We start from the raw sequence: 26,623 nt of genomic DNA, 5'->3' as shown, positions 1-26,623 counted from the left end.
CGTTTTCGAGCCTCGCAAGAATGGGTAGAATGTGACTCTGAAGATCACTCGACTCATCCACAACGATGACGTTATTTGACGAGATGACCGCACTGGTTGATACAAAATAGCCAAGTGTACCTCCGATTGTTGGATCCAACGATTAGTTACTCTTTGCCATTTTGCTGAGCAAGTTTCTTCCCTTTGGCCCGATCCCACGAACGAGTTTGAGGACATCGAAAATGAAGGAGAGGAATTTTACGCTCAAACCTGATCAGCTAAATTACCTTTGGATTTCCAGACCCGCGACTGGCTTTACTTTAGTGCAAATGTAGTGGCTCTCTGTAACGGTTACGGTGCTATGCCTCAACGCAGATGAAGCAGTGTGAATACCGTAGCTCTGATTTATCAGACTACCAAACTCCTTGCGAAGCGAGTGGATCGGACTCCGAGACTTCACTCCATTTGACCTTAGCCAGACGATCAACTCCCTGTAAGTCTTCTCCGCTCGGTGATATTGGTAGGTCACCTTGTGCCTGAGAGGCGGACGCTTCGACTCCAAAACGAACTCTCCAGTCCTCCTGTCGTAGCAGTCCCGAAGGAAACGGCATACATCATCCGAGAAATAGGTAACGCCCTCGGAAGACTTCGACTTCAACTCGTAATACTCCGTCGCCGTAACATGGATACAGTTTTGATAAAAATCGACCGCGCTCCAAAGAAGCAAATCGGCCTCGGTTCTTCTCAGACCACAGACGAGCGTCAGAAGAAGAACCTTGTAGGCCTCGACATTTTCTTTCCGAAGCTCGGAGTCCGCCTTGTCCAAGAGAGCTTGAGCGTCGATCCCTCCCTTGTATCGGTACGAAGGCTCGCGAAGCAGCCTTAATGTAGTACCGGGGATCTTTTCGGGAAGATCAAGATAAGCGAACTTCTCCAACTGCTCCGCCCGGAACACAGCTTTGTAGGCTCTGATCAACCCATTAATCGTAGATGCGGATCGACGGCGCTTTATCTGGCCGCAAACCTCGCCTCTCTCCAAGGCCATGCGGCACGATTCCCGCCATTTCATAAACTGCCTGTCCGAAAGCGAACAAATCCGAACCTTCTCCACTTTCCGCCGCCATTTCTTCAATTCCTTCCGAGGCGCCTTGACGGACGGCGAACGCTTGATGCCCACTACCTCCGCAATAAGAGTAATGACCTTCTTCCTATACTCTTCCGCCGTCATCAACGCCACGCCCGGCATCTTCAGAAACTCGCCCAAATAGTCTCCGAAGGTCAAGGCGTCCCCCTTGGACTTGACCCCAAGCCCCATCAACGTCCGGTCCCAGCCGTTAGCGACCACCGACTCCCAAATCGACTTCGCCTTGGAAGCAGCCTTGTCTCGATCGGAGATCTTCAGGGGAATGTCGTGCTGCTCCCCGTCGTGGGCGATCCGGACCGAGTAGTCGGCGCACTTCCGCAGCTCTCCCTTGTGCCGGTACTTTCGCTGCCGAACAGCAGACTTCCAGTATGCCAAAGTCGACTTGGACCTAGCGGATTCAGCAGTGGCGGATCTTGTCGGTTTCTTCGATTTTCCCGATTTTCTCGGCTCTTTCGTCGAAAAATTCTGTACTAGTTCTGTACTAGAATTTCCGAAATTAACCTGAATAAGATTGTTTTGGATTATTTCGATCTTCGCGGCCATCGTCTCCTAAGTTTTTGATTTACAGTCATTTCACTTGGAAAGGCTTGTAAATCTAGAGACGGAACTTGTAACGAATCGGCCAACTCATAATCCATTGGTCCTCGGTTCGAGTCCGAGCGGGCCTACCAATTCTTCAATTGCGAGACCTCCCCAGAGGAGAACTGGAGCGCAAAAAGCCCCCCCGTCCTGCGAGCCCGGAGCCTTCAACTCACCTTTACTTTCGACGGGGCCGAGGAATCCGCGATTCCTAGGTGCACGGACAGGGCATCCCACTGCTCGCTCGCTCGAGCGCTAATCGTGCTAAAGGCATCGCGCACGGCCGTAGGAGTCGAATTCGCCCACTCCCCCTTGAAGTGCCGCGACTCCTTGCAGATCTCCGAAAGGCTTCGCTGCAGTTCATTCAGCCGCGACCGCGGAATCGACAGGCTTTCGTGGCTGCCGTCCAGCCGAGCCTGCTCGCGCTTCCTGAGCTCCTCGAGCTCGATCGATATCCTTCGAAGCTCGGATTCGGAAACCTTTAAACTGTCGTCGGCTCGGGCCAGTTCCTTGTCTCTCAAATCGAGCTCCTTTCGATACTCCTCGATCCGCGAACGGGCTTTCGACAAGGCCTCGCGCAGGCCCCAAAACTCTTCCGGTGAAACTTCGGCCACCGATCGCGCCTTTGCGGCCTCCTCCTCCATCCGCACCACCTCCTGCTCCATCTCTGCGTGGCGCAATGACTGCCCTTCCAAGTAATGCTTCAAGCAATCCTCCTCGGAAGTATAGCTCCTTTTCTTGAACGCAAAGGAAGATCCGCCTTGCTTCGTTTCCTGCACAATCTGCTCGATAGGACTGATCACCTTCCGCTTGAGGTCTCGAAAGATAAGAAGCGTAAACACCACTATGGCGACTCCCACTATTATCCAAAGCGCATCCCTAGAAATGCCCAACTCGTCCTCGATCGAAGTTCGAAATTCCGCCAACTCTGAATAACAAAGCACGGCCAGAGCCGCTACTTGTGCTACAACAATCGCAGCGAGGTGAACCGTAAGGATAGAACTAGACGCTTTCATAATATTAATCGCTTTCCTTTAACCCTTCCCCACGAAACCACATCTTGGAATTCAACGACAAAGTTAATTCGAACGCGCTCGCGATATAATTTCCCACGCAAGCATCGTAGCAAAACGAACGGGATCACGCACTCGATAAACCGGCCGCCTCACCATGCGGCTACAAAGTATACTGTTCTCGCTTGGGGTATATCCAATAAATATTATAATCCCATGCAGGCCTAAGGCCGATGCTGAAGCAGCTGCACACCTTTTTCGATGTGCAGCTACTCATTCTTTCAAATATCAGTGTCTAGCGCCTTGAGACTAAAGCCGGGGTTCGCTTCGCCGCAGCGCGCTAGGAAGCTGCTTAGGCAGCCTTCTTCCAGCCCTTGCGGCGAGCTACGGCTGCAACTGCGAGGATACCGAATCCGAGCAGGGCAGATGTCGTTCCGCCGTCAGGTACAGGAGTCGCAAGATCCCCGGAAAAGGTGGACTCGACTTCAGTATTTGCCAAGTAATCCAATGTCAGGTCCGAAGGACCATTCGCGATTTCGAAGCTCATCGACAAAGTCGCAGACCCCCAACTGTACAGCTCTAAAAGGTCCGCGTTAGACCCAGAGTAAGAAAAATTGGATAGATTAGAAGCCCCGTTCATGACGCCCCCAGAAAGGACCGTTCCAATCTTCATCAATGCAAGGTCAGCCACAAACGTTTCGCCGGCAGCGTCCCAGATCTGGAAAACGCCTGGACCACCCGAAAGCGTCGTAGTGTTGCTGGACCATGGGTCGATGCTCCATACTCCAGAGATCGAACCAAACAAACCGGTGGAATCTCCAACGGAACCATCCGAGTCATTTACTTCGAAGACATGCCCGTCCGCATTGCCAAAGAAGCTAATGGAGGAATCTCCTCCGAATTTAATGCCGCTGTCACCCACTGATGATATATCAAGGACGATAGCAGAGGCTGATGTACTTAGGAGCGCAGCTGCAGAAAGGGCAGCGATGTTCTTTATAACAGTATTTTTCATAGATTATGGTGTGTTCGGATTAGTAGGAAATAACCGTCTCCCCTTTTTTCATCATCCATGCCAACGGCCGCTTCCTCGCCCAAATTCTTTGAAATTTATTTTATAAACGAGATCCCTTCCAGCCACCACCGCAGCCTCTTCCAGCGTCCTCGCCCCTACCTAACGAAAACTATAATTTACCCAACATCAGCGACTTGCCCAACACACGATCAGGATCGGTTCGACCTTAATGAATCAATCCACGTGAATGAAATGTCGTCCTACGGGCACCTCCGTACTTTTTGATCCGAGCCCTGAACCCCGATCCGCCTCGACCCTTAGGGAGTGCAACTCACATCCCTCCCGTTTCAAATTGCATCGCAAGAAAACAATCAGGATTCCATCATCCTTATGTTCAACTAATTACGACTCCCATACCCAGAATCCACAATCCCCGTTTCCCACACTTCCCCCCGAGAACACGCTTACCGCTTGCAGTGCAATCTGATACGCCGCCCCCTTCCTGATGCTCCCGGGAAGCCTAACGAAGGGCCGGAAAACCAGCAGTCTCCAATGTATTTTTTCTCTGAATACAGCAATACTCTCGATACAGGTCTACGCTTAGCTTCTAGATTATCTTGGCTTCAGCCGCCCCGATTCGCGCTTCCGCCGTAGCTCAACGCATCCCGCAATGCAAATAACACGGTTTTCGACGAATCGTTTGCAGATTGCACCACTAAATGAGCTTCTGCATCCCCCTTTCCCCCTGCGCATCGTTTGGCGCGGATTCAGCAATTACGGGCTTCACCTACCGTAATGCGAAAAGCAAGTCCTCAACCCGAAGCGCCACAAACTCCCGGTGTCGTACTCATCCAGATCGACGGCCTCTCCCGCTTCCAATTCGAGCGGGCCCTTCGCTCCGGACGCATGCCCTACACCAAGCGTCTCCTCGACGGCAGAGCGTCTCGACTCACTTCCTTTTACCCGGGGCAACCGAGCTGCACGCCCGCCGTGCAAGCCGAGCTGCACTACGGAGTCCGCTGCGCCACTCCCGCCTTTAGCTTCTACGACCGAAGCACCAAGCAAAACGTCCGCATGTACGACGCAGAGTGGGCAAAACGAATCGGCGAGGAATCCGCCAGCCAGGGGGAAGGCCTCCTGGAAGGGGGCTCGAGCTACGCTAATATATATACGGGCGGAGCTGCCAAAGCCAAGTACTGCGGGGAACTGAATACCTTTTCCCATTGGGTGAAAGAACTGTCCCTATTCCGATGGCTCGGCCTCGCCTTCCGCAACCCGACCTCCTGCCTTCGCATCCTCAAGCTGCTAGGCGCGGAAATAGGGATCGGCCTTTACGACGCCGCCCGAGGCATCATTACTCGCGGCGAGCTCGCCGCCGAGCTCACCTTTATTCCGGCCCGGCTCGCGGTCGCCATCGCCTTGCGCGAAGCGATCGTCCGGGAGGTTTCCCGCGACATCAAGGCGGGCCTCCCCGTCATCCATGCAAACTTTTTTGGATACGACGAAGCCGCCCACCGCCGCGGTCCGCACTCCCGCTTCGCTCACTGGACCCTGAAGGGGCTCGACCAATGCATCCGGAAAATTTCCAAGGAAGCCAAGCGCTGCCGCGATCGAAACTACGAGGTCGTCATATTCTCGGACCATGGGCAGGAGCACTCCACCCCATACCACGACATCGCCCAACGACCGCTATCGGAGGCCATACAAACCATCCTCCCAGACGGCTACCGCGTTTCGCCCGCCAGCGAGATCTCCGCGTTCATGGAGCGATCCAAATCCTTCATTCTCAATTCCGACTCGGATCCAGATACCCAAAGTGAATCCATTTGTTGGGTACACCTTCAGGCGATGGGTCCCGTCGCTCACCTCTACGCAGACAATCAGCTCAGCGGCGAGGCCCGACTAGCCTGGGCGAAACGCTGCTGCGCCGAGGCCCACATTCCCACCGCCCTCTTCATAGATGACTCCGACCAGATTCGCTGCGTCACCAAGACGCAGGTTGGCGACCTGTCGCTTCTCGAAGAGCAGCTCACCTCCCGCGGCCACGAATTCGTGGAAGACACTCTCGAAGACCTAAGCACCCTCGTGCGCTCCAAGTACGCCGGCGATCTGGTGCTGCTCGGCTGGCACTCCGGCGGCAAGCCCCTGACCTTCGCGGACGAACGCGGGTCCCACGCAGGCCCGGGAGCCGAAGAATGCCGCGGATTCGTCCTGCTGCCCCGAAACCTAGCTTGGGATCGCCCCTCGATGCGCCCCAGAGATCTCAGGCAGATCGTGCTTTCCCAGCTGGGCCGCAGCGCCGCAGTACCCAGCACCGACGCCCCCGCTCCCGCACCCGAATCACTCCGCGTCGTAAGCTACAACGTACACGGCGGAGTCGGCATCGACCGACGCGTCAACAGCGAGCGCATGGCCCGGGTCATCGAACATTTCAACGCTGACGTCGTCTGCTTCCAGGAAGCCTACGAAAGCGAAAACGGCCCCTCCCTCCGAAAGTCGGTGGCCAAGGCATTCGGCCCCGATTTCTACTACAGCTTCCTTCCCCTCCACCAAAAAAACGGCGTCCAATACGGCCTTGCGCTCGCCAGCAAGTACAAGGTCGACATCATAAGAAGCGAAGCCTTCAGGCTCCCCGGCAAACGCTTCGCCCTGCGCGAGCCTCGAGGATCCATCTGGGCCCAGATCGCCTTCAGAGACGCCCTGCCGCTTAACGTTATCAACACTCACTTCGGCCTAAACAGCGCCGAGCGAATCGCCCAAGCCGAATGCCTTCTCGGAGAAAAATGGCTCGGCTCGCTCGACGAAGACGAACGCGTCGTCATCTGCGGCGACTTCAACGCTGGCCCCCGCGGCCCCGCCTACCTCGCCTTCGCCAGCAAGCTGTCCGACACGCAACTAACCGCCGGCAACGGCCGCCCCTCCGCATCCTTCCTTTCCTGGGCCCCCCTCCGCCGCATCGACCACATCTTCGCGTCTCCCCACCTGAAAGTGCCCGATTCCGGCGTCCTGAGGAGTCGCAGCATCCGGAACGCCTCCGACCACCTGCCCGTCTACGCCGACATGGTAATCGCCTAAACCGCTATGCCCACACTCAACAAAAAAGAGGGATCAATCCTAGCGGTCATCGCGCTGGCGCTCCTCGTTGCCGCAGCCGTGTATTTGGCGATCCACTACGAACTAAGCTGGGAGCAGGTGAAGTCGTCCGTGCAGGAAGCGCCTGCCTGGATTTTTCTGGTGAGCCTGGTCCTGTTGCCTCCGCTCGGCCTTCCGCTGTCGCTCTTTCTATTCGCGGTCGGGGCCCGCTTCGGGCTGGTGCTGGGGGCCACCGTCGCCTGCGCCGCCATCGTCGCCCACCACGGCATCTCCCTCTACCTAAGCCGATTCGTCTCCCGCTTCGTCTCTACCAACAAGAAACAGGAAGGACTCTGGCAAACGCTCGAAAAGAAGACGGGCGGAAACTCCAGCAAGCTCCTCTTCCTTTGGGGACTGCTCCCGGGGCTGCCCTACATCGTCAAGCTCTACCTGCCGCTCGCCATGGGCGTAAAGCACTCGCCCTACCTGCGATGGAACAGCGCCGGACATGCCCTCGGGGCCATCCTGTTCGTCAGTTTCGGAAACGCAGTTTTCCAAGGAGTCAACGCCGGCGTGATCATCGTCATCGTAGTCGGCATCGCCCTCAGCATCGGCGTGAAGCTCTATCGAGACAAGCTCAAGCGCGACAGCGACGAGCGGGAACCGGCCACCAACGACGCAACCTGAAACAACCGATACAATGGGAATTGCAACATGGATACCTTGGCAACTGATTGCCAGAAAAGCAGCGAAGGCCTACGGCTTCAACGACCCCGTTGAAACCCTCGAACGTATACGCAAGTTCAGCCAGCCCTCCGAAACCAACGAGCCGATCGAACTCCTGCGAGCCGGGTTCGCCTTCCACGCCCGGGGCCTAACCAATACCAAGGCGATCCAAAACAATCTCGATTGGATCTGGCCGTACTGGATACAAAAGCAATACGACCCCTTGGACAAAGCCTTCATACCGCGGGCCTTCTCCTTTAGCCACATAAACCTCACCCACCGCAACTGGACCGCAGTCAGCGTCCCCGACAGCGAAGAGTACGCCATCGTCGATCCGCGCGGACTGATCACGCCCTTCCACGACTCCTGGTCGATAGACTTCTGGCTCGTCACCGATAGCGGAAAATGGTTCCTGCCGTGCCGCGAGGACTATGCGGACCAATCCCTTTCGACCGACGACAGCCTCGTCGTCAGAACCTCTTGCCAAGGCAACGGCTTCCGACTCGCGTCCTCCGTCGAAATGCGACGCGAAGCCAGCACCGGCCGTATCGAACTAGCTGTCGACCTCAGCTGCGTCGCTCCGGAAGCCGCCAAACTCGTCGTGGCGATCCGCCCCTACAACCCAGAAGGTATCCAGTTCATTGATACCATAAAAATCGTCAGCACGCGAAAGTCGCTTGCGGTCAACGACGTTCACCTCATCGACTTCGCGGAGCCACCGAGCCACTTCTCCCTCAGCAACTACGAACACGGCGACGTATCCCACATCCTCGACGAACCCTCCGAGCAGGAGAGCGTTACCTGCGAGGCGGGCATGGCTACCGCCGCGGCCGTATTCCCCGTGGAAGCCGGACGCGAACGCCATTGCTCGATGACCATCCCCATCGCCAGCAAGGAGTCCGCCGGCGGTTCCCCCTCGCTGACCTGGTCCGAAAAGCTTTCCCACACCACCCGGCTCCAAGTCCCCGACGAGGCCGAGCAAACTCAATACCAGCGCTCGCTGCGCGTGCTCGCCCAACTCAGTCCCCAGGACATCTATCCCGGCCCCTACACCTACCGCCGCTTTTGGTTCCGCGACGCCTGCCTTATCGCCCACGCCCTGCTGAAGACCGGACAGGAAGCCGCCTGCCGCCGCGCCTTGGAGCAATTCCCAGACCGCCAGACCAAGGACGGATACTTCCTCTCGCAAGAGGGCGAATGGGACTCCAACGGACAAGTGCTCTGGATCTACGACCTCTATGAAGAGCTCACCGGCAGGGAGATCCCGGACGCCTGCTTCGATTCCATCAAGCCAGCCATTAAATGGATCACCAACAAGCTGACCGACGCCCCCGAAACCCGGCACCACGGCCTCCTGCCCGCCGGATTCAGCGCCGAGCACTTCGGTCCTAACGACTTCTACTACTGGGACGACTTCTGGGCGGTCGGCGGACTGCGGGCGGCCCATTCCATTCTAAAACGCCGCGAGATGAACGAGCCCGCCCAAGTCGCGCTCGACCTTTCCAAGGTCCTCCTCTCCAGCATCGAGAGCTCCCTTAGCAAGATCACTTCGAAAAGCGCCCGCGGAAGCCTTCCCGCCTCGCCCTACCGACGCATGGACTCCGGAGCCATCGGATCGCTCGTATCGGACTATCCACTACAGATCTGGGATCCGAACGAACCGCGGGTAATGGCTACCGCAAACTACCTGTACGAAAACAGCCTCGTGACCGGAGCCTTCTTCCAGGACATGATCCACTCCGGGCTAAACATCTACCTCACCCTCGACCTCGCCCAAACCTTCCTCCGAGCGGGCGACGAGAGATGGCAGCCGCTGGCCCGCCGCTGCCTCGAGCTCGCAACGCAAACCGGGCAATGGCCCGAAGCCATCAACCCCCGCACCGGCGGCGGCTGCATGGGCGACGGCCAACACGCATGGGCAGCCGCCGAATGGCTGCTGCTCGCAGTCAACCGACTCGTTCGAGAAGAAGGAAACCGCCTCGTCATCGGGTCCGGCGTGACCGACGAATGGATCGATTCCGAAGAGACGATCTCCATCCAGAACCTCCCCACCTCTCACGGCCCGATCTCCGTAGAGATCAAAAAGTGCAGCGAATCCGCCGTATCCGTAAAGACCCGCCTCGCTGCTCGAGGGGAAATCCAGCCCACCATCCAGTATTCAATACCTGGTTACGATTCAAAACAGGGCACATCGCTTTTCGAAGTCGTACTCGAAAGAAAAGATTCACCCGTACTCAAGTCATGAAAATTGCAATGTTTACCAATACCTACCTCCCCCACGTGGGAGGCGTTGCGCGCTCCGTCAGCAGCTTTGCCGAAGCGTATCGAAAACTCGGACACGAGTGCCTCGTGATCGCGCCCGAGTTCGAAGAAAGCATTCCCGACGAAACAAACGTCTACCGAGTACCCGCCATTACCAACTTCAACGACAGCGGCTTCTCTTTCCAAATCCCCTTCCTAGGCAACGTATCCAGCCAGCTCGATGCCTTCGAGCCCGACCTCATCCACTCCCACCACCCCTTCCTGCTCGGGGACACCGCCCTGCGCTCCGCCTACACCAGAAACCTGCCGATCGTCTTCACCCACCACACCCTCTACGAAGAGTACACCAACTACCTGCCCTTCGACAGCGACTTCACCAAGAAAGCCGCAATCGAGCTCGCGACCGGCTACGCGAACGCCTGCTCGATGGTCCTGGCGCCCAGCAAGAGCGTTCAGGAACTGATCCGGGAGCGAGGCGTATCCGTCCCCGTACGAGTACAGCCTACCGGCATCGACGTCGACTTCTTCGCCAACGGCCAAGGCGAGCGCTTCCGCCAAGCCTACGGCATACCGGACAACGCCCCTTTGATCGGCCACGTCGGTCGCATCGCCCAAGAGAAAAACTTGCACTACTTGGCGGAAGCAGTCGCAGAAGCGCTCGCCGCCGCTCCTGAAGCCTGCTTCGCCCTGGTCGGCAGCGGCGAGGAGGAAGAGCAGATTCGCGAACTCCTCCAATCCAAAGGGCTTGAGAAACGTTTCGTACCCACAGGATCACTACAAGGGGAAGAACTGGCGGACGCCTACGCCAGCTTCGATCTTTTCGCGTTCGCCTCCTTAAGCGAAACCCAGGGCCTCGTGCTCGCCGAAGCCATGGCCGGCGGGGCGCCCGTCATCGCCCTCGACGGCCCCGGCGTTTCCGACGTGCTGCAGCACGAAAAAAACGGCATCCTGCTGTCCCAAGACGCCCCGCAAGCGGAGTACACCCAATCGCTCGTCAAACTCCTCAGCGCTCCCGCCAAACTCAAGGAATACGCCAGCGCCGCCCAGGAAACCGCTCGCCAACTCTCCATCCAGAGCACCGCCGCCCACGCCTTGGAACTCTACCAAGAGTGCATCGGCTCCCACGAGAGCTGGATCGAAGGCACCGGCATCGAAAATTTCGACAAGGTCATCGCCAGCCTCGAAGGCGAACTCCAACTCCTCAAAGTGAAAACCGCCACCGTAACCTCCGCCATCACCGACTAGCCAATCCCCCATCAGATGCATGATTCGGCCACCCCACCTCCTCCCAGCGCACCAACGAAGCAGCAAGACGATTTTGCAGGCATTCCGATCGTGGCCAACTACCACGGAATCGTCTTCTTCATCATCATCTTCGTAACTCTCTACGTCGCCCGCGGGTTCCTGCTGCCCGTGTTCGCCGCCCTCTTGCTCAGCTACGCCCTCGCACCTGCGGTGCGCATGATTCTCCACCTGCGCGTGCCCCGCGTCCTGGCCGCCTTCATAGTCGTCACCGTGGCGACTGCCGCCTTCGCCTACGGAATCTTCGCCCTCTCCGGGCCTGCCGTATCCCTGCTCGAAAACGCGCCGGAAAGCTTCGACAAGCTGGGCAAGCTCGCCCAAGCCCTCAAGCGCCCCGTCGAGAACATGAACGCCGCCAGCGAGCAGCTGAACGAGATGACCCAAGGGCAAAAGAAGAACCGCCCCGTGGTGGTGCAAATGGAGGAATCCGGACTCGGCAACCTGATCCTGAGCCAAACCCCCATCGTCCTCGGGGCCATCATTTCCACCCTCATCCTGCTCTTCTTCCTGCTCGCCTTCGGACACCTCCTGCTCAAGCGCGCCGTAGAGATCTCCCCGCGGCTCTCCGACAAGAAGCGAGTCATCGAAACCGCCCGCCAGATCGAATCCAGCGTTTCCCAGTACCTGGTGACCGTCTCCCTCATCAACGCCGGACTCGGCGCCTGCGTGTCCCTCGCCCTCTTCCTCCTCGGATTCCCCAACCCCATCATCTGGGGCGTCCTGGCAGGAGCCCTCAACTTCATTCCCTACCTCGGCGCCGTGGCCGGAGTCTGCCTGCTCACCTTCGCTTCCTTCAGCATAACCGACACCCTCGAGTACGCCCTCATCTACCCGGCAGCCTACCTGGCCCTCACCCTGATAGAGGGCAACTTCGTCACCCCGCTCATCTTGGGTCGCTCCTTCACCATCAATCCCATCTTCATCATCCTCGTCCTCCTCTTCCTCGGCTGGCTTTGGGGCATCCCGGGAGCCATCATGGCCGTACCCCTCCTCGTCGCCGTCAAGTCCGCCGCCCAAGAGTTCGAGCGGACTCATTCCCTGGCCGTCCTCCTCAGCAAGTAGGGCATTCAATATGCAAGCGTCCGGATGCCAATTGCACCGGAATCTGCCTCCGCGGACTACTGGAGACTACGTACCTAAACAAAAGATTTAGGCTACAATCCCCTCATTCTCCCTCTAAACGCGCCCTCAAACGCCAGTCTCTTGATAGATTGGCGCAGAAATTGAAAAGGAGGCGTAAACAAAAACACGGCCCCCATCGCCGTCTACCGACTTCGGAGGGCATAGCCTTCGCAAGTCTTCAAATCGCAGCAACCAACACGCAACTATATGAAAGCCTTTTTGAACCTTAGCTCCGGCCAAAAGAGCCCTCAGCGCCCGCGACCCACCACCCCTTGGAATCCCAAGACCACCACTACCATCCCAACCCCCAAGGCTTTCGCCCAGCGAATCAAATTCATCCTCAGCAAGCTCGACCAGGAAAACTGGCTACCACGCGAACTGAAACAAAATGTCCGGGCTGGATGCGCGCGGATCCTTGAAGTGCAGTTCTCCGGCAAGCTCAGCTATACCGAGGCCCGCAAGCTCATCGAGAACCTAGCTTCCGCCTGCTACCCCTACGACGAGCTGACGCTCCAATCCAGCACCCTCTGCCAGATCCGTACCCTCGACCTGGAAATGAACGACCGACTCCCCGAGTACACCGTTCACTCCTACGCCGTATAACGAACACTTTCCGTCACTAGACGCTATCCGACACTAAGAGGGAAGGCACCCACCCGTGCCTTCCCTCAATTCGTTTAAAAGTTCGAGCTCCCGCGGGACTAGCCCGCAAGGTAGCTGCCCAACATCCAGGCCGCCTTGTCGTGCACCTGGATCCGGCTAATCATCAAATCCTCCGTCTGGTCGTCCCCTGCGTCTCCCGCAGTGTCACGGACCTTCTTCAAGTTCTCGATCACATGCCGATGCGAATCGTGCAGGTGCGAGACCATCTCCTTCGCCGAAGCATCCTCGCCGAGCTCCTTGATCTCCGACATATCGGAAAGGCAACGCAAGCCGCCCGGCGCCTTGCTCCCAAGAGCCCGTACGCGTTCCGCGATTTCGTCGATCGCCGCAAAAAGCTCCGTATACTGAGCCTCGAACGCGTTGTGCAGCGAGAAGAACCCCGGCCCCGTAACGTTCCAGTGGCAATGGTGCAACTGACCGAGCAAGGCGTAGCTATCCGCTACCACCTGCCGCAATCCCTCCACTACCGGGTCAACTTTCTTAGCGCTCTGTTTCTTCGTCTTTTTCTTCATTCGAATAATATCTATAATGGGTTTATACTGTCCTTCGGAATAACATCCCCAAAGGGCCTTGCCGCGCATCGAAGCGGTCGCGATCGATTCGCAGCCCCTTCCCACTCGCCAGTTTCGCGCCACCCCGCCCCACCCAGCAAAACCGGTCCTTTCTGAATGCGCATTGCACCACGCAGACCTTCCAGAGGGCAAAACGCAACTTCACACCCAACCACTCACAGCGCCTTACGCGCAGTAACGCCCGCAGGCAGGCGGCATTCCCTCGAAGCGGAGGGTCCTCCTCGATCTGGCGCGTTTCCTGAAGAATGAAAGACGCAACCTAACACTCAACGCAGACGGGATCTCAAAATCTTGGCGTTCCTGACATTGGCCTTGAACCCCCAATCGAACAGATCGCCCACCAACGGCACGCTACCCAGCAGGAAGTCCACTCCCTGATTCGCCACTAAACGCAAGTACACACCCGTCCCCATATTATAACGATGTGCCACTTTTATATAATACGCCAATGGAGCCACCCCGATCACGTCGCCCACTCCCGGGACCAATCCGAAGATGCTGTCCCAGCCAATCCGATATTTGGTGCCGGGAATCGCAAAGGCCGAATCGTAAAACCGAGATATACGATCGAGCCGTTCTAATACACGCTCCCGAGCGTCCCCGCTCCCCTCCTCCTGCGCTCCAATTTTGCTAATCATAAACTCCCTCTCGCAACTGCAGCGCCAACTTCCAACGAAACCAAGCATGCCTCCTCCACAAATCCAAGAAGACAACGCCACCACCCTCTCAGACCAGTCGGACCCGCGATCCTACGACGACCAACTCCGCTTCCTCGAGCACATGATCGGAGTCCCCTTCACCACGGGCAACAAGATCGAAGCGCTCCTCAACGGCGACCAGATCTTCCCCGCCATGCTCGAGGCCATCCGCGACGCAAAAGAGTCCATCCTCTTCGAAACCTACGTCTACTGGACCGGCGACATCGCCGACCAATTCTCGCGGCTGCTAGCCCGCAAGGCCCAGGAAGGCGTCACCGTTCGAGTGCTGCTGGACGCCCACGGAGCCGCCAAGACAAACAAATCCTACGTCAAGCGCATGCAGGATGCGGGGGCCCAGGTGAAATGGTTCCGTCCGCTTCGCTTCAGAATCTGGGACTACGACAAGCGCACCCACCGAAAAGTACTCGTCACCGACAACACCGTTGGCTTCACCGGAGGCGTCGGCATCGCCGAAGAATGGGAGGGAGACGCCAACGACTCCAGCGAATGGCGCGAAACGCATTTCCGCATCGTCGGCCCTGCCGTAGCCGGACTCTGCGGCGCCTTCTGGAACAACTGGATCGACATCGAAGGCGAACGCCTACCCGAGTTCGAGTCCTTCCCGCCCCCCTTGGATTCGCCCGGAAAAAGTAAAATACTCGTCGCCCGCTCCGCTCCCGCCACTCACCAAAGCGAGATGGAGCTCGTATTCGAAGCTCTGATACTAGGCGCCAAGAAACGACTCACCCTAACCACTCCCTACTTCAACATCCGCCCCTCCACCCTCAAGCTGCTGAAGCTGAAAGCCGAACAGGGCGTATCCATCCAAATCCTTCTCCCCGGACAGAAGATCGACAAGCGCTTCGAGAACCTCGTCGCCGACGAGTGCATAGAAGGCCTCATCAACATTCCAAACATCGAAATATATCGCTACCAGCGATCCATGATACACGCCAAGGTCATTCGCGTGGACAAGGCCGTCAGCTGCGTCGGCTCCCCCAACTTTAACCAACGCTCGCGCAAGAAAGACTTCGAAGTCGCCATGATCGTGCACGATCGCGAACTAGCCGCCACGCTCGACCAACACTTCGCCCAAGACTTGGCCCTTAGCGAGCCCATCGATCCCCGTAGCATCAAGCGACCCAACGTCGTCAAACTCATCGCCCGAAAATTCCTGATGCTCTTCAAGGAGCAACTCTAGCCGGCCTAGAACAATCGCTTGCGAGCCGCCAAAGCGTCCAAGGCTTGCACCCCGTCGCTCACGGCGAAAAGGACGGCGTCCAGCCGCTCAGCCATCTTGCGGCTTGGCAGGAAGGAACGGGAACTGCCGCTCAGCCCGGCAAGGCACGCTACAGCCCCGAGCAGGGCCATGCCCAGGTCCAGCCACACGCTCGAGCTCGTCACGTAGGCAGCCAAAAGCAGCGCCGCTCCCATCAGAGCGGTTAAGGAGCGACTGTGAAGCGAACGACCTGCAGACCCATTTTCCATAGGCTCACAGATCGGCGCCAAGCGACGGATCTTAAGCGCGAAGCTCTCCCGCCGCCCGTCCCCCTAGGCAATCCCACGCCCTCTTCCCTCCTCTCAACGAAACAACGTATCCATCTTCAACTACATCGATCGCCTCGTGGAAATTCCCCTCCTAATTGCAATATGCAAAACGCTGCTCCCAAACGAGGCCTTGTGCAGTCGCTCCCCTCCCTCACCCATTGGCTCCAGAATTATTTCATATATATATAACACTCAGCACGAGACACTTACACAAATAGCAAAAATCACCGGCATCCACTGTGCTTAAAGTATTGCAAGTATTAAACAAAGAGCGGCCGACGCGCCCGCTTAGCACCCCTCATTAAAACAAACCACCAATCGAAAAATAAAATGAATCACAACACGACCACTGAGCCAGAAACGGATATCGAAGACAGCAACCACACTACCCATAGCGCGGAGCGCTCGAACTCCGACTGGCTCGCAGAGCGTAAGCGCGAACTGCGCGAAGTTTTGGAAAAGAAATCCAAAGCCCTCAGCAAGCAGGCCCAAGAAAGCCTCTCCCAGAAGCTAGGCCGCTACCACTCCGCGCTCAACAAGGCCTCCGAAAGCTTGGAATCCGACTCGGAAGAAGAAACGGCCAAGATCACCGCCAACCTTGCCGAGCAGATCAAGAGCTCCGCCGACTATATCAAGAACACGCCGCCGGAGCAGCTTGCCGACCAGGCCACCGAACGCGTACGCCGCGCACCTTTCCTCGCTCTCGGCGCAGCCGTCGCCGTCGGCTTCCTTGCCGGACGCGTGATCTGCAGCGCCCGAGACGAGAGCGATACAAGCAACTAGGAAAACATTCTTTCGTTACCATGATACACCAAACCACAGACCCCTCCGAGCAGCGAGGATCTGGCAAGACCTCCCTCATCGACCTCGCGGGAGACCTCAAGGACGAGTTCGTGCACTTGCTGCGGACCACCACCCAGCTGCTGCGAATCGAGCTTGCGGAAAACGTCAACAACGCCTCCACCGCACTGCGCCGAACCTTGATCGGCTTTGTAGTCGCAGGGGCCAGCGCCTTCATGCTTCTGCTCGGCATCGACTTGACGATTATCTACTTCCTGGCGCCGGAGGTCATGAGCTACCCGGCGGCCGCGGCCGTTTCAACCCTCGGCTTGGCGGTCCTGCTTGGAATCGTCGGAGGCGTACTCGTCGCGAAGAACAAGAAAGCCCTAAAGCCAGAAGACCTGATTCCCGACCGCACTCTAGCCACCCTAGAGGACCATGCGGAGTGGATATCCAGAAAAGCGGGAGACATAAAAAATGATACAAGAAAATTTTAATAGCACCGGAGACGAGCCCCAGGAAAGCAGCAGCATGCAATTGCAAAGGCAAATCACCGCGACCCGGGCTCGCATGTCCCACACCATCGACGAGATCAGCGAAGAGCTGCAACCCAAGCGCTTGATGGAAGAGTACGTGAACGAGTACTCCGAGCAACTCGTCGAAAAGCTCAACCAGAAGAGCAAGGCCTACGCTGCGGAGTTTACCCGCAAGACCAAGGAGAACCCGTTTCCCCTTCTGGCGCTGGTGGCCGGCGTGGCCCTTTTCGCCGCCTACACGAGCAAGGACAAAAAGAAAGAAGCCCCCGCACCTCCGGTACGCTGACGACGCATCCAGATTTCGAATACGACTTAAATCAACGAGAGGCCTATAGAGGCTCCCACCCAATATATTAATATTATAACCAAATAAACCCACGAGACCATGAGAGAAGAAACCACCACGACCTTGCCACACGAAGAAGATTGGGCCGACAGCGAAAAGCAGATCGCGACCGCCGACAAGAAGAGCGCATCTCCAGGCATTATGGAGAAGGCCTCCACCAAGATTCACGACGCCAAGAGCCAAGCGGGAGCTGCCGCTTCCGAATTCGCAGGAAAGACGAAGCAGCGCATTTCCGAGTCTTCCGAAGCCGCCAAGCAGCGCTACGTCGAGCTTAAGGAGCAGGCTGCCCTGCAAGGGACCAAAGCGAAACAAGCAGTGCAAAGCTCCTTCGAGCGCCACCCGCTCGCTTACCTCGCAGGCGCCGTCGTCGCCGGCGTAGCCATCGGCATGGCCCTGCCTCGTTCCCGCAAGGAAAAGGAAGCTCTGGCTTCCTCGGGACAAAAGCTCCGCCACGCAGCGGGAGAAGCGAAGCGCGAGACCCTGCACGCCGCCGAAGCTGCCACGGAAGCCGCCACCGATACCTTCCAGAAGGAACTCGGCGCCGACGAAGAAGCGTCCGCAGGGGAAAACGCTAAGCAGAGCTAGCCGCTGATTTGCTAGTGCATTTTCGTTTGATCATTCGCATAAGGCACGCCGCCTCTCCCTTATCACACAGTACGATTAACTAAGCGAAAAACGCTCTAACCTTTTCAGGCCGACGTACCGCAACGCTGCGGGCGTCGGCTTTTTGCTGCCACCGCGGACCGCGGCAGCGAGCCTCAATCCTCCGGGACTTCCTCGCGCCCCAAGGGGAGTTCGATATAGAAATGGCTACCCTTGCCCTCGTCGCTCTCGACACCGATGTCACCCCCATGGGCCCGAGCAAAGTCACGAGCGATGGTCAACCCTAGGCCGATCCCCGGCCTCCGGTTACCCGGAGCCTTGGCATAGCGATTGAAGATGAGCTGTTGGTAGCGCTTGGGAATGCCAGAGCCTTCGTCCCTCACACCGAGACGAATGCTTTTTCCCGAAGCGTCCCTCTCGGCAGTCAGGGTAACCGTCTGCCCCGACTCCGAATGCTTGATCGCGTTCGAGAGCAAGTTGTTGAGAGCGTATATAATGCGCTCCTGGTCGACGAAAAGGTCCTCCGTGGAGCACTGCTCCGTGCGGTCCTCCAGAGCGATGCCGCGCTTCTCCGCGTCCCGGCGCATTTCGCTAGTCGAACGCGCAACCACGTCGGCGACCGTACAATAGACCCGCTGCAAACTATAGCCGCCGCTGGAAAAGCGCTGCACGTCCAGCAGGTTGTTCAGCAAACGCAGCAAGCGCTCGATCTCCGACTTAGCCGTTTCCGCCAGTTCCTTTTGATCGTCGTTCAGCTCGCCCAGAGCCCTGTCGAGCAGCAGCAGCACCGCCATGCGGATGGAAGTCACCGGCCCCTTGATCTCGTGGCTCAAGGTTCCGAGCAAGTCCATCTTCAGATCGTCGAGCAAGCGCATGTCCGTGACGTCGCGCAGCAGCAGCAAGGCCCCGCGAGCCGTGCCGCCGGAGCCTAGGAAGTTAATTACCCGAGGTAGAAAATAACGGTCCTCGCCGTTCACCTTCTCCTGCAACAAACTCCCCGGCCCTTCCGGAAAGTAGTCCTTTCCCGACTTGATGGCTTCCTCGAAAACCGAATCCAAGCCGAAGGGAACGTCCGACTCCCCCAAGCTGGCCAAGGTCTTGGCCGGGCCGTTGCTGTATTCAAATTCGCAATCGGGGCCGTACAACACGATGGAGTCCGGCAGGTTCTCCAAGATCGCCTGCATCTTCTCCGCCGTCCGCCGCTGACGCTCCTCCGCCTCGCGCAGCTCCTTGTTGAACTGGGCGAGCTTCTGCTTCTGATTCTCGATCAACTGGAGCGAAGCCAAGAGCTCCTGGTTCTGCCGCTTCAACTCGGCCAAGGGATTCAGGTCCCCCGAACTCAAGATCTCGTCTCGAATGTTGCTGGCGTCGTTCAAGGTAAAACGCTTCAGCGAATCAGGCAGGGTCAAGTAAAGCTTCACCAAGGTGCCTCCGCCCTTGGATGCATCCACCTCCAGACGGGAAACGAGGCGGCGGCTCCCTGATAGCCCCACTCCCAAGCCTTTGCGCGAGAGAATGCGACGCTGCACCTCGTCCGGCTGGGTCCCGTCGTCCTCCACGAAAACAGCCAGCTCCTGCGGATTGCTAATCGTATCGAGCTGGAAAACGATTCGCCCGCCGCCGCCATAGCTCAGGGCGTTCCTGGAAACCTCGGACACCGCCGTGGAAAGGCGGGTCTGGGTAGACGGGTCCAAGCCCAGCTTCTCCGCGATCAGCTTGGCCCAGCGGCGACTCGCAGCGAGGTCTTCCTCGCTGTCGATCAGCGAGGAGACAAGCGTGTAGCGACTGGCAGCGTTGTGCGGCATCTTAACTCGCTAGGAGGCGATTCCCTCCTCTTCCGCCCGCAACTTGACGCAAACGATCGAACTGTCGTCCGAAAGCTTGCGAAATCCTCCTGCCAGCACTCCGGCGACCAGCGAACTGCGGGAAAACGCCAGTCCTGGAAACTTCGAGAAATCCCACCGGCTCCCGACCCCGTCCGAGTGCATCACGATCATGCTGTCTTCCGTCCACGGGTACTCGAAGCTGCGCGGCGCCCTCATGTGGTAACCAATCGTTCCACTCATGGAGAGCAGCTGCGTAGACTCAGTAGCTGTAAATAATCGTCCGTAGATGTTGCCCATACCGGTGTATCGAACTGTCCCTGACAGCCTATCCACTTCAGCAACCGCAGCAACCGCGCCACGCGTTCCCCTGAGAGCTTCATTCAGGGCAAGCATTACGGACTCGCCATCCTCCGCATACACCTCGGAAAAGCAGTCCACCGCCCGGCTCGCTGCCAAATTCGCCTTCGGCCCGTGGCCTAGCCCGTCGACCAGCAGGATCTTGAGGCCCCGGGTCCACTCCCGAATCGCCCACGCATCCCCCGAAACGGTTTGTCCCGGCATCGGCAGGCACGTCGCAAACGCATCCCACAATGCACGCTTTGGAGGCGTTTCAGGTTTCAAAGAGCATCGTTTGCGAAAGCTCATCGCCACCACCAGGCCGCCCTCCGGCGGCGAATAAAGATCGAAGGTATCGGACTGGCGCTTCATCGCCCCCAGCCCTATGCCCTGCCCGCCGGCCGACGAGTACCCGTCGCTCATGCACTGGCCAAGATTCGAAATCCCCGGCCCCTCATCCCATACGATCGCGGCCAACTCCTCAGCCTCCTCCAAGGGCTGCAACAAGAAATGCCCACGCCCCGCGTGCCTGAGCACGTTCGCGACCGCCTCCGTGACCGCTATCCCCACCCGTTCGCGATCGACCTCCGAAAAGCCTAGCGCCTTCGCCGCTGCCTTCGCCCGGCGCCGCGCTTGCGAGATTCGGCTCTTCTCTTCAATTTCAATCAACGATCCCGGTTTCATTTCCAGTAGTCCATCGTGATGGTAGTCCCCGCTCCCGCATTGCTCTCCACCCGAAAGGCGCGGCACAGGTTGCGGGCCCCTTCCATTCCGAGCCCCAGACCGCCACCGGTACTGTAGCCCCGCTTCATGGACTGGTCCACATCCGGAATCCCCGGCCCCTGATCCACAATCTGGATACGGAAGCCAGGAGCTCCCTCGTGATAGAGAGAGCTCACGTACATAGTGCCGCCGCCCGCGTAAACCACGCAATTGCGCGCGATCTCGCTCACCGCAGTCATCGCCCGAGTCCTTTCGATAACGCTAAACTCTTGCCGCACCGCCCATTGCGATATCAACACTCGCGCCTTGCTCACATCTTTATCGCTCCGCAACCGCAGGGACTCACGAAAGCTCTCCTCGTTACCCATTACCCTTTCTTCCCAGACGCTGCGTCAATAGCTCCATTCCTCGCTCCAAGTTCAAGGCAGTGACCACGCTGGGAAGCGAGAGGCCGAGCTCCACCAACGTCATGGCGACCGCGGGACGCATCCCCACCACCACCGTCTCCGCGTCCAAGACCTTAGCCATCGAGGCAATGTCAGACAAGACCCGCCCCATGAAAGAATCCACTACCTCCAGGTTCGAAATATCAATCAACACTCCCTTGGAGCGACGCTTCGAAATTTCGTTGGTCAAGTCGTCCTGCAGCTGCAAGGCCGTCCGATCGTGCACGTCCATCTGGATCGTCACGAGGAGGAAGTCGCCCAGCTTCAAAATAGGAATGTTGTTCTGCATCAATTTTCGAGCTACCCTCCCTAACCCTTGTTATCAATTTTTTGGATACTCAAACCTAGCCGATTCAGAGACTGCTGGAAGGCGCTCATGAGCGAGCCCTTCGTCTGCATCCCTCCCAGGTCCAGCCCCAGCTGCACGATCGTCTGGGCGATCTGGGGACGCACTCCGCTGATGTAGCACTCCGCTCCCATCAGCTCCGCAGCCGTCACCGTCTTCAAGAGGTGCTGCGCCGTCTGCGTATCCACCGCCGGCACGCCCGTGATGTCGATGATCGCGATCTTCGCTTCGAACTGTACGATCGCGTCCAGCAAACCTTCCATCACCACCTGGGCCCGGGAACTGTCCAAGGTCCCGATCACCGGCAAGGCCAGCACTCCGTCCCACAGCTCGACCACCGGAGTCGATACCTCTAGCAGCTCTTCCTGCTGGCGCTCGATAACGTCCTCGCGCTTCTCGATAAAGATGCTCATCACGAACAAGCCGAGCTTGTCCACGCACACCGTCACGCTCCAAAGGTCCTCCAGCAAATTCTTGGAACGTCCCTTCTCCAACAAGACCTCGAAAAGCGCCTCCTTCAAGGAAAGCACGAAGGTCGCCGTCTCCGCCGGCTTCAACCCGCGCTGGCCGCGATAGATCGCGACCTCCCGCAGCATCGTCAAGGTCTCGTCCCATGCCGGATCGTTTATATCCGTCTTGCCCGACGCTACTGCCCGCACGAACAGCTTGAAGAAATCAGTCGATTGCGAAACCACCTCGTCTTCCGGAATAGAAAGCGAACTGCTCTCATCGTTACGCTGAAGTGATATCCATTTCGACAATACACCCGAAACGTCGCCCGATAGTAATTCCATAATTTTTTTCATAATCCCAATGAGCAAAGACCTACAAAAAGCGAGAGCATTGTCCAACTGTCTTTATACAAAATGCACGAAAATTTAAATGCGATTTGCACTTCCGCAGTGCATTTTGCACCACGCAAAAACCTGCTTTGCGGCCTCCTAAAAAATTCGCCTCCCAAAGTCACCTCCGCTCCCCCTCCACAGGCTCCGTTCGCCCTATCGCCAAAGGACTTGGCGCGGAAATCGCAAACATAAGCCCGAACCTAAAACCAACCACCTAACCCACAAAACTATGTTATCTTGGACACTTACTTTTCTCGTCGTCGCGATCATCGCAGGCTTGCTCGGATTCACCGGAATCGCCGGAGCAGCGGCAGGCGTCGCGAAGATACTCTTCTTCGTATTCCTCGTACTGCTTGTAGTATCTTTCGCAGCCGGCGCCATCCGCGGAAAAACGCCCCGCTGAGAGCGGTCACACTAGCAATGAACCGAATGAGCGTGCCGGGAACGAAAGTTATCGGCACGCCTGCTCCTTTTCTTTAAGTATCCTCCTATTCCTTCATGAAAGTACTGATCGTAGACGACGAAGCCAATATCCACAAAACCACCTCCATCGCCCTCAGGGCTATGGGACATCAGGCCTTCTCCGCCTACAGCGGCAGCCAAGCCATCCGAAAACTCGAGGAAAACAAGGTCGACGTCATCTTCCTCGACCTGCGCCTAGGCCCGGAAAACGGCCTCGAAGTCTACGACAAGATTCGCTCCGAAGGCTTCGAGATGCCCATCATCATCTTCACCGCCTTCTCCTCCATCTCCACGGCGATCGAAGCCACCAAGAAGGGCGTCTTCGATTACGTGCTCAAGCCCTTCGTGCCGGAGCAGATACGCCAAGCCCTCGACCGCGTCGGCAAAAACCTCTCCCTCGAATCCAAGGTCGAGGAACTGAAGACGGAGGTTTCCGAATCCGCGCCGCCCGCCCTCTTCGAATCGCAGGACAAGTCCATGCAGGCGATCTACCGCCTCACCGAACGCGCCGCCCCTTCCGACGCCACCGTACTCATCCTCGGCCCCAGCGGCACCGGCAAGACTGTCCTTGCAAAACGGATACATAGCCTAAGCAAACGATCGAAGAACCCCTTCGTCGTCGTCCACTGCCCCAGCCTTTCCAAGGAACTGCTCGAGAGCGAGCTGTTCGGCCACGTCAAAGGCGCCTTCACCGGAGCCGTCAAGGACACCTGGGGCAAGATCGAAGCCGCCGACGGAGGCACCCTCTTCCTCGACGAAATCGGAGACCTGCCCCTGGAAATCCAAGCCAAGCTGCTACGCTTCCTCCAGGAGCGACAGTACGAGCGGGTCGGCGAAACCAAGACGCGCACCGGCAACGTACGCATCATCGCCGCCACCAACAAGGACCTGCAGAAGGACGCCCAGGACGGACGCTTCCGCGAGGACCTCTTCTACCGCTTGAACGTTATTTCGGTCGTCATGCCGCCGCTCGCCGAGCGCCCGCACGACATCAAGGGCCTCGCCCAAGCATTCCTCCAGCACCACGCCCGCCGCCAAGGCCGCGGCGACGCCTGCACCTTCTCCGACAGCGCCCTTGCGGCAATCCTCAGCTACTCGTGGCCCGGCAACATCCGGGAGCTGCACAACCTCATAGAACGCTGCCTCATACTCTGCGACGGCGGGACCATCGAGCTGGACGACCTGCCCATGGAGGTACGCTCCCAATCCGCCGACGGCCGCAGCAGCCGTTCCCATATCACCATCGGCGGACACTTCACCCTCGAGGAAGTCGAGGAGGCCCACATCAACGGCGTGCTCAACTCGACCGACAACTATCAGGACGCCGCCGAAATATTGGGCATCAACAAAACCACCCTCTACCGCAAACGGAAACGGAATCCCGAACTGGAAACCGCCGACACCTGATTCCGGAGCCGCCCGCTCCTCAATCGATTACCAGGGCCACCACTCCCAGCAAGTACAGCAAGCCGACCCCTACGCTCTCGAAGCCGATCCGCACCACCCCGCGGCGCTCGCGCGAGAGCAAGCCCATGATCAGGATCCCGCTCATGCACAGGTTCACGGCTATCCAAAAGCTGAGAGTCGGGGACATCTCGTGGTAGATCGAGCCGGAGCGGTACGCTATGTCGGAAAAAGCCGCGAACAGCGAGTCGTAGGCATTCCCGCCCAAGATCCCGCTGACCGCCAAGGTCAAAGCCCCTCGCCTCACCGCAGCCACCGAAGTAACCAGCTCGGGCAAGGAAGTCGCCACCGAGGTCAACAGTATCCCCATTATCAATACGTTCATTCCGGACACTTCCACGATGCTCGAAGCCGCTCGCTGCATAGCCCAACCCGCCACCGCCAAAACGATGGCCAGGCCCGCAAAGCGGAAACAAAGGCTGCGCAACTCCAACGACTGATTGCTCAACTCCGGCTCGTCCGTCCGCGTATCCCTAGTGCGAACCGGCTTCCACATGGGGTCCGTCTTGGAACGATTGACCAATACCATCCCACCCACGTACGCGACCAACAGCAAGGGCGTAGCCGGATGCACCCCCCACACCGTCCACTCCGGTCCGTAGGACGCCAGCAATAGCAGCGAGAGCATGCACACCAGCAGCGCTCCCTGCATCATGTTCTCCACCGATGCCGCGGCGTGTTCGAGGTTCACCCCGCGGTAGCAAACGTCCGCCACCACCAGAAAAAGCATCTGGGCGCCCATGCCTCCCAGAGCATTTCCCAGCGCCAAATCCGCGTCGCCACTCCATGCGGCGCTCACCGACAAGACGCTCCCCGAGAGCGAGGTGACCGCCCCAAGCACCACCCCGCCCATCAAAGCTTCGCCGATCCCGGTGCGATCCGCCAACTGATCGGCCAATATCGCGAGCCGGCTCCCGAAGTACCCGATAACGCCTGCGCAGATCGCGAAAACGACCACGCTCGCAAGCAAAGACCCTCCCAGGAGCTGGCTCACCGCGTATCAGTCTCCGCCAGGCTACCAGCGGAAAAGCGCCGCCAAGGACTTCCCTCCGGGCACCTTCTCCTCGTCCACCACCGCGACCTCTGCGCCCTTGCGGACCAGCTCGCAAAAGATGCAGTCGAGCGCCTCGAAAGCCTCGAGCCCATCTTCCGCGGAAGCGGACTTCAGTTCGTCGAATCCGCCGCGCTTCAGCCAAATCTCAGCGTCACGCGCCAAGACGCAAGCCGCCACGCGGCCGCTTTCCGCCGCCCGCACGATCTCCTTCACGTTGGTGTTGAACAAGTCGTTCTCCGGATCGACTGACTTCAGTTCCTGCAAAACGTTATCCGTTTCCTTGGCGAATTCCTCCCGGCTGATCCGGGCGCAGATCCGGGCCACCGCACGTTCGTCAGGATGCGACTGCTCGTCCGTAACCGTGTGGAAATCTCCTTGAGCATGGCGGTAGAGCTTGCGGAATTCCGACACGATCGACTCGTCGCCGATCACCACCAGCGGCAGCGACCGCGCCTCTTCCCACGACTCCAAGGCATGCTTCACCTCGCGCAGGAAAACCGGCTCGTTCAGGTCCCGCTGCGACTGCTCATGCGACACGCCTTGGCGGGCCATTTGCGGCGAAGCCCCCTCCCCGGCTGATCCCGTGCGACGCACGTGCGCGCGCTGACCTTGGTCCAAAACTTCGTCGTCAGAGAACGAATACACGCTTTCCGGCAATTCGATCTCGCCGCTCACGCTCGCAGATTCTCCATCGTAGGAATACAGCTTCGGATTCTTGAAGCTCAAGCTCAACGCTAACATTTCCCGTCGGCTCGCCAATCCCTCGGCTGCCGGACGGAAACGGTAGCGATGCCCGTCCCAACATCCCTCGCGGGGCGCTCGCGAGAGCTTAATCAGATTCGCCTCCGTATCCGATACGTGTATACAAACGCCTTCGTAGTCGCCACTCCAGAGGTCGCCGTTCTCCGCCAATCGCTTTCCCTGTTCCAGGATTCCTTCCCGTACCTCCGAGAAAACATCCTTACGCTCCCAATCGCTGATCCGCTCCTTAAGCAGGTTCTTCAAGCGCTTGGCGTGCAGCTGGTAATTCTTTCCGCCCCCTTCGCAAGCGAAGGCGACAGTCAGGCACCCCTCGTTCGGCTTGTTTCGTTCTTCCAAGTAATCCGCAACACTGCGCGACTTTTCATTTTTAATAGCATTCATAATTCTAAAACTCCTTTT

At 58.1% G+C, this 26,623-nt stretch carries 26 protein-coding genes and 1 tRNA gene; 14 read left to right on the top strand and 13 right to left on the bottom strand.

Going from position 1 to position 26,623, the window contains the following annotated elements; all coding sequences use genetic code 11:
• Positions 1-262: 262 nt before the first annotated feature.
• Complete coding sequence (locus QEH57_RS10655) at positions 263-1,666, bottom strand: tyrosine-type recombinase/integrase (protein WP_309006723.1); 1,404 nt, start codon at positions 1,664-1,666, stop codon at positions 263-265.
• A 40-nt stretch (positions 1,667-1,706) separates the two neighbouring features.
• Here QEH57_RS10655 and QEH57_RS10650 point away from each other — a divergent pair.
• A tRNA-OTHER gene (locus QEH57_RS10650) sits at positions 1,707-1,794 on the top strand.
• A 75-nt stretch (positions 1,795-1,869) separates the two neighbouring features.
• Here QEH57_RS10650 and QEH57_RS10645 read toward each other — a convergent pair.
• Together QEH57_RS10645 and QEH57_RS10640 are read right to left on the bottom strand one after the other, a co-directional pair.
• Positions 1,870-2,718 (bottom strand): hypothetical protein, encoded by an 849-nt coding sequence (locus QEH57_RS10645; RefSeq protein WP_309006722.1) that lies wholly within the window; start codon positions 2,716-2,718, stop codon positions 1,870-1,872.
• 349 nt (positions 2,719-3,067) lie between these two features.
• Positions 3,068-3,730 (bottom strand): VPDSG-CTERM sorting domain-containing protein, encoded by a 663-nt coding sequence (locus QEH57_RS10640; protein ID WP_309006721.1) that lies wholly within the window; start codon positions 3,728-3,730, stop codon positions 3,068-3,070.
• A 795-nt stretch (positions 3,731-4,525) separates the two neighbouring features.
• Between QEH57_RS10640 and QEH57_RS10635 the strand changes: the two genes are divergently transcribed.
• From QEH57_RS10635 to QEH57_RS10610, 6 genes are all read left to right on the top strand, one after another.
• Positions 4,526-6,805, top strand: a complete 2,280-nt coding sequence (locus tag QEH57_RS10635) for an endonuclease/exonuclease/phosphatase family protein (protein ID WP_309006720.1) — start codon at positions 4,526-4,528, stop codon at positions 6,803-6,805.
• Between the two features lie 6 nt (positions 6,806-6,811).
• Positions 6,812-7,489 carry a VTT domain-containing protein gene (locus QEH57_RS10630; RefSeq protein WP_309006719.1) on the top strand — a complete coding sequence of 226 codons (678 nt, stop codon included), beginning with the start codon at positions 6,812-6,814 and terminating at the stop codon, positions 7,487-7,489.
• A gap of 13 nt (positions 7,490-7,502) precedes the next feature.
• Positions 7,503-9,773: a hypothetical protein gene (locus tag QEH57_RS10625; RefSeq protein WP_309006718.1), complete on the top strand. Its 2,271-nt coding sequence runs from the start codon at positions 7,503-7,505 to the stop codon at positions 9,771-9,773.
• Positions 9,770-11,035: a glycosyltransferase gene (locus QEH57_RS10620; RefSeq protein ID WP_309006717.1), complete on the top strand. Its 1,266-nt coding sequence runs from the start codon at positions 9,770-9,772 to the stop codon at positions 11,033-11,035. The genes QEH57_RS10625 and QEH57_RS10620 overlap by 4 nt, the downstream gene beginning before the upstream one ends.
• A 15-nt stretch (positions 11,036-11,050) precedes the next feature.
• Positions 11,051-12,154, top strand: coding sequence for an AI-2E family transporter (locus QEH57_RS10615; protein ID WP_309006716.1), 1,104 nt, complete (start codon positions 11,051-11,053; stop codon positions 12,152-12,154).
• Between the two features lie 267 nt (positions 12,155-12,421).
• Positions 12,422-12,817 carry a hypothetical protein gene (locus QEH57_RS10610; protein WP_309006715.1) on the top strand — a complete coding sequence of 132 codons (396 nt, stop codon included), beginning with the start codon at positions 12,422-12,424 and terminating at the stop codon, positions 12,815-12,817.
• 98 nt (positions 12,818-12,915) lie between these two features.
• On the opposite strand, the gene QEH57_RS10605 is transcribed toward QEH57_RS10610, so the two are convergent.
• A complete protein-coding gene (locus tag QEH57_RS10605; RefSeq protein ID WP_309006714.1) occupies positions 12,916-13,389 on the bottom strand; it encodes a DNA starvation/stationary phase protection protein in 474 nt (157 codons plus the stop codon).
• A 326-nt stretch (positions 13,390-13,715) separates the two neighbouring features.
• Entirely contained in the window at positions 13,716-14,087 is a 372-nt protein-coding gene (locus QEH57_RS10600) for a DUF4112 domain-containing protein (protein ID WP_309006713.1), read from the bottom strand.
• 46 nt (positions 14,088-14,133) lie between these two features.
• Between QEH57_RS10600 and QEH57_RS10595 the strand changes: the two genes are divergently transcribed.
• The gene (locus QEH57_RS10595) at positions 14,134-15,348 is read left to right on the top strand and encodes a phospholipase D-like domain-containing protein (protein WP_309006712.1); all 1,215 of its coding nucleotides are present in this window, start codon (positions 14,134-14,136) and stop codon (positions 15,346-15,348) included.
• 5 nt (positions 15,349-15,353) lie between these two features.
• On the opposite strand, the gene QEH57_RS10590 is transcribed toward QEH57_RS10595, so the two are convergent.
• Complete coding sequence (locus tag QEH57_RS10590; protein ID WP_309006711.1) at positions 15,354-15,635, bottom strand: hypothetical protein; 282 nt, start codon at positions 15,633-15,635, stop codon at positions 15,354-15,356.
• A 390-nt stretch (positions 15,636-16,025) separates the two neighbouring features.
• Between QEH57_RS10590 and QEH57_RS10585 the strand changes: the two genes are divergently transcribed.
• From QEH57_RS10585 to QEH57_RS10570, 4 genes are all read left to right on the top strand, one after another.
• Positions 16,026-16,478, top strand: a complete 453-nt coding sequence (locus QEH57_RS10585; protein WP_309006710.1) for a hypothetical protein — start codon at positions 16,026-16,028, stop codon at positions 16,476-16,478.
• A gap of 20 nt (positions 16,479-16,498) precedes the next feature.
• Complete coding sequence (locus tag QEH57_RS10580) at positions 16,499-16,972, top strand: phage holin family protein (protein ID WP_309006709.1); 474 nt, start codon at positions 16,499-16,501, stop codon at positions 16,970-16,972.
• Positions 16,953-17,297 (top strand): DUF3618 domain-containing protein, encoded by a 345-nt coding sequence (locus tag QEH57_RS10575; protein ID WP_309006708.1) that lies wholly within the window; start codon positions 16,953-16,955, stop codon positions 17,295-17,297. Before QEH57_RS10580 ends, QEH57_RS10575 begins: the two co-directional genes overlap by 20 nt.
• Before the next feature lie 99 nt (positions 17,298-17,396).
• Entirely contained in the window at positions 17,397-17,942 is a 546-nt protein-coding gene (locus QEH57_RS10570; protein ID WP_309006707.1) for a hypothetical protein, read from the top strand.
• A gap of 173 nt (positions 17,943-18,115) precedes the next feature.
• Here the strand turns inward: QEH57_RS10570 and QEH57_RS10565 are convergent, their stop codons facing one another.
• The 5 genes from QEH57_RS10565 to QEH57_RS10545 are packed head-to-tail and all read right to left on the bottom strand — an operon-like array spanning position 18,116 to position 22,431.
• Positions 18,116-19,765 (bottom strand): sensor histidine kinase, encoded by a 1,650-nt coding sequence (locus QEH57_RS10565; protein ID WP_309006706.1) that lies wholly within the window; start codon positions 19,763-19,765, stop codon positions 18,116-18,118.
• Between the two features lie 9 nt (positions 19,766-19,774).
• Complete coding sequence (locus QEH57_RS10560) at positions 19,775-20,806, bottom strand: ATP-binding protein (protein WP_309006705.1); 1,032 nt, start codon at positions 20,804-20,806, stop codon at positions 19,775-19,777.
• Positions 20,803-21,159, bottom strand: coding sequence for an ATP-binding protein (locus QEH57_RS10555; protein WP_309006704.1), 357 nt, complete (start codon positions 21,157-21,159; stop codon positions 20,803-20,805). Before QEH57_RS10555 ends, QEH57_RS10560 begins: the two co-directional genes overlap by 4 nt.
• 46 nt (positions 21,160-21,205) lie before the next feature.
• The gene (locus QEH57_RS10550; protein ID WP_309006703.1) at positions 21,206-21,580 is read right to left on the bottom strand and encodes an STAS domain-containing protein; all 375 of its coding nucleotides are present in this window, start codon (positions 21,578-21,580) and stop codon (positions 21,206-21,208) included.
• Positions 21,581-21,600: 20 nt separating this feature from the next.
• Entirely contained in the window at positions 21,601-22,431 is an 831-nt protein-coding gene (locus tag QEH57_RS10545; protein WP_309006702.1) for an STAS domain-containing protein, read from the bottom strand.
• Between the two features lie 280 nt (positions 22,432-22,711).
• Here QEH57_RS10545 and QEH57_RS10540 point away from each other — a divergent pair, with 280 nt between their 5' ends.
• Both QEH57_RS10540 and QEH57_RS10535 read left to right on the top strand, forming a co-directional pair.
• On the top strand, positions 22,712-22,885 hold the full coding sequence (locus QEH57_RS10540; protein WP_309006701.1) for a DUF1328 family protein: 174 nt from the start codon (positions 22,712-22,714) through the stop codon (positions 22,883-22,885).
• A 95-nt stretch (positions 22,886-22,980) separates the two neighbouring features.
• Positions 22,981-24,351: a sigma-54 dependent transcriptional regulator gene (locus QEH57_RS10535; protein ID WP_309006700.1), complete on the top strand. Its 1,371-nt coding sequence runs from the start codon at positions 22,981-22,983 to the stop codon at positions 24,349-24,351.
• 19 nt (positions 24,352-24,370) lie between these two features.
• Here QEH57_RS10535 and QEH57_RS10530 read toward each other — a convergent pair whose 3' ends face one another.
• Together QEH57_RS10530 and QEH57_RS10525 are read right to left on the bottom strand one after the other, a co-directional pair.
• On the bottom strand, positions 24,371-25,402 hold the full coding sequence (locus tag QEH57_RS10530; RefSeq protein WP_309006699.1) for a hypothetical protein: 1,032 nt from the start codon (positions 25,400-25,402) through the stop codon (positions 24,371-24,373).
• 21 nt (positions 25,403-25,423) lie between these two features.
• Complete coding sequence (locus QEH57_RS10525) at positions 25,424-26,605, bottom strand: hypothetical protein (protein ID WP_309006698.1); 1,182 nt, start codon at positions 26,603-26,605, stop codon at positions 25,424-25,426.
• Between the last annotated feature and the right edge of the window lie 18 nt (positions 26,606-26,623).

Origin of the sequence: Pelagicoccus sp. SDUM812005 (genome assembly GCF_031127875.1) — a bacterium.
GTDB lineage: Bacteria > Verrucomicrobiota > Verrucomicrobiia > Opitutales > Opitutaceae > Pelagicoccus.
This window is presented reverse-complemented; position numbering and strand designations above follow the sequence as displayed.

Coding starts and splice junctions, on each gene's coding strand:
- QEH57_RS10620 (WP_309006717.1), top strand. CDS start 9,770: ATGAAAATTGCAATGTTTACCAATACCTACCTCCCCCACGTGGGAGGC.
- QEH57_RS10550 (WP_309006703.1), bottom strand. CDS start 21,580: ATGCAGAACAACATTCCTATTTTGAAGCTGGGCGACTTCCTCCTCGTG.
- QEH57_RS10605 (WP_309006714.1), bottom strand. CDS start 13,389: ATGAAGAAAAAGACGAAGAAACAGAGCGCTAAGAAAGTTGACCCGGTA.
- QEH57_RS10585 (WP_309006710.1), top strand. CDS start 16,026: ATGAATCACAACACGACCACTGAGCCAGAAACGGATATCGAAGACAGC.
- QEH57_RS10570 (WP_309006707.1), top strand. CDS start 17,397: ATGAGAGAAGAAACCACCACGACCTTGCCACACGAAGAAGATTGGGCC.
- QEH57_RS10540 (WP_309006701.1), top strand. CDS start 22,712: ATGTTATCTTGGACACTTACTTTTCTCGTCGTCGCGATCATCGCAGGC.
- QEH57_RS10640 (WP_309006721.1), bottom strand. CDS start 3,730: ATGAAAAATACTGTTATAAAGAACATCGCTGCCCTTTCTGCAGCTGCG.
- QEH57_RS10560 (WP_309006705.1), bottom strand. CDS start 20,806: ATGAAACCGGGATCGTTGATTGAAATTGAAGAGAAGAGCCGAATCTCG.
- QEH57_RS10525 (WP_309006698.1), bottom strand. CDS start 26,605: ATGAATGCTATTAAAAATGAAAAGTCGCGCAGTGTTGCGGATTACTTG.
- QEH57_RS10655 (WP_309006723.1), bottom strand. CDS start 1,666: ATGGCCGCGAAGATCGAAATAATCCAAAACAATCTTATTCAGGTTAAT.
- QEH57_RS10615 (WP_309006716.1), top strand. CDS start 11,051: ATGCATGATTCGGCCACCCCACCTCCTCCCAGCGCACCAACGAAGCAG.
- QEH57_RS10600 (WP_309006713.1), bottom strand. CDS start 14,087: ATGATTAGCAAAATTGGAGCGCAGGAGGAGGGGAGCGGGGACGCTCGG.
- QEH57_RS10575 (WP_309006708.1), top strand. CDS start 16,953: ATGATACAAGAAAATTTTAATAGCACCGGAGACGAGCCCCAGGAAAGC.
- QEH57_RS10580 (WP_309006709.1), top strand. CDS start 16,499: ATGATACACCAAACCACAGACCCCTCCGAGCAGCGAGGATCTGGCAAG.
- QEH57_RS10565 (WP_309006706.1), bottom strand. CDS start 19,765: ATGCCGCACAACGCTGCCAGTCGCTACACGCTTGTCTCCTCGCTGATC.
- QEH57_RS10625 (WP_309006718.1), top strand. CDS start 7,503: ATGGGAATTGCAACATGGATACCTTGGCAACTGATTGCCAGAAAAGCA.
- QEH57_RS10590 (WP_309006711.1), bottom strand. CDS start 15,635: ATGGAAAATGGGTCTGCAGGTCGTTCGCTTCACAGTCGCTCCTTAACC.
- QEH57_RS10630 (WP_309006719.1), top strand. CDS start 6,812: ATGCCCACACTCAACAAAAAAGAGGGATCAATCCTAGCGGTCATCGCG.
- QEH57_RS10645 (WP_309006722.1), bottom strand. CDS start 2,718: ATGAAAGCGTCTAGTTCTATCCTTACGGTTCACCTCGCTGCGATTGTT.
- QEH57_RS10595 (WP_309006712.1), top strand. CDS start 14,134: ATGCCTCCTCCACAAATCCAAGAAGACAACGCCACCACCCTCTCAGAC.
- QEH57_RS10535 (WP_309006700.1), top strand. CDS start 22,981: ATGAAAGTACTGATCGTAGACGACGAAGCCAATATCCACAAAACCACC.
- QEH57_RS10610 (WP_309006715.1), top strand. CDS start 12,422: ATGAAAGCCTTTTTGAACCTTAGCTCCGGCCAAAAGAGCCCTCAGCGC.
- QEH57_RS10545 (WP_309006702.1), bottom strand. CDS start 22,431: ATGGAATTACTATCGGGCGACGTTTCGGGTGTATTGTCGAAATGGATA.
- QEH57_RS10635 (WP_309006720.1), top strand. CDS start 4,526: ATGCGAAAAGCAAGTCCTCAACCCGAAGCGCCACAAACTCCCGGTGTC.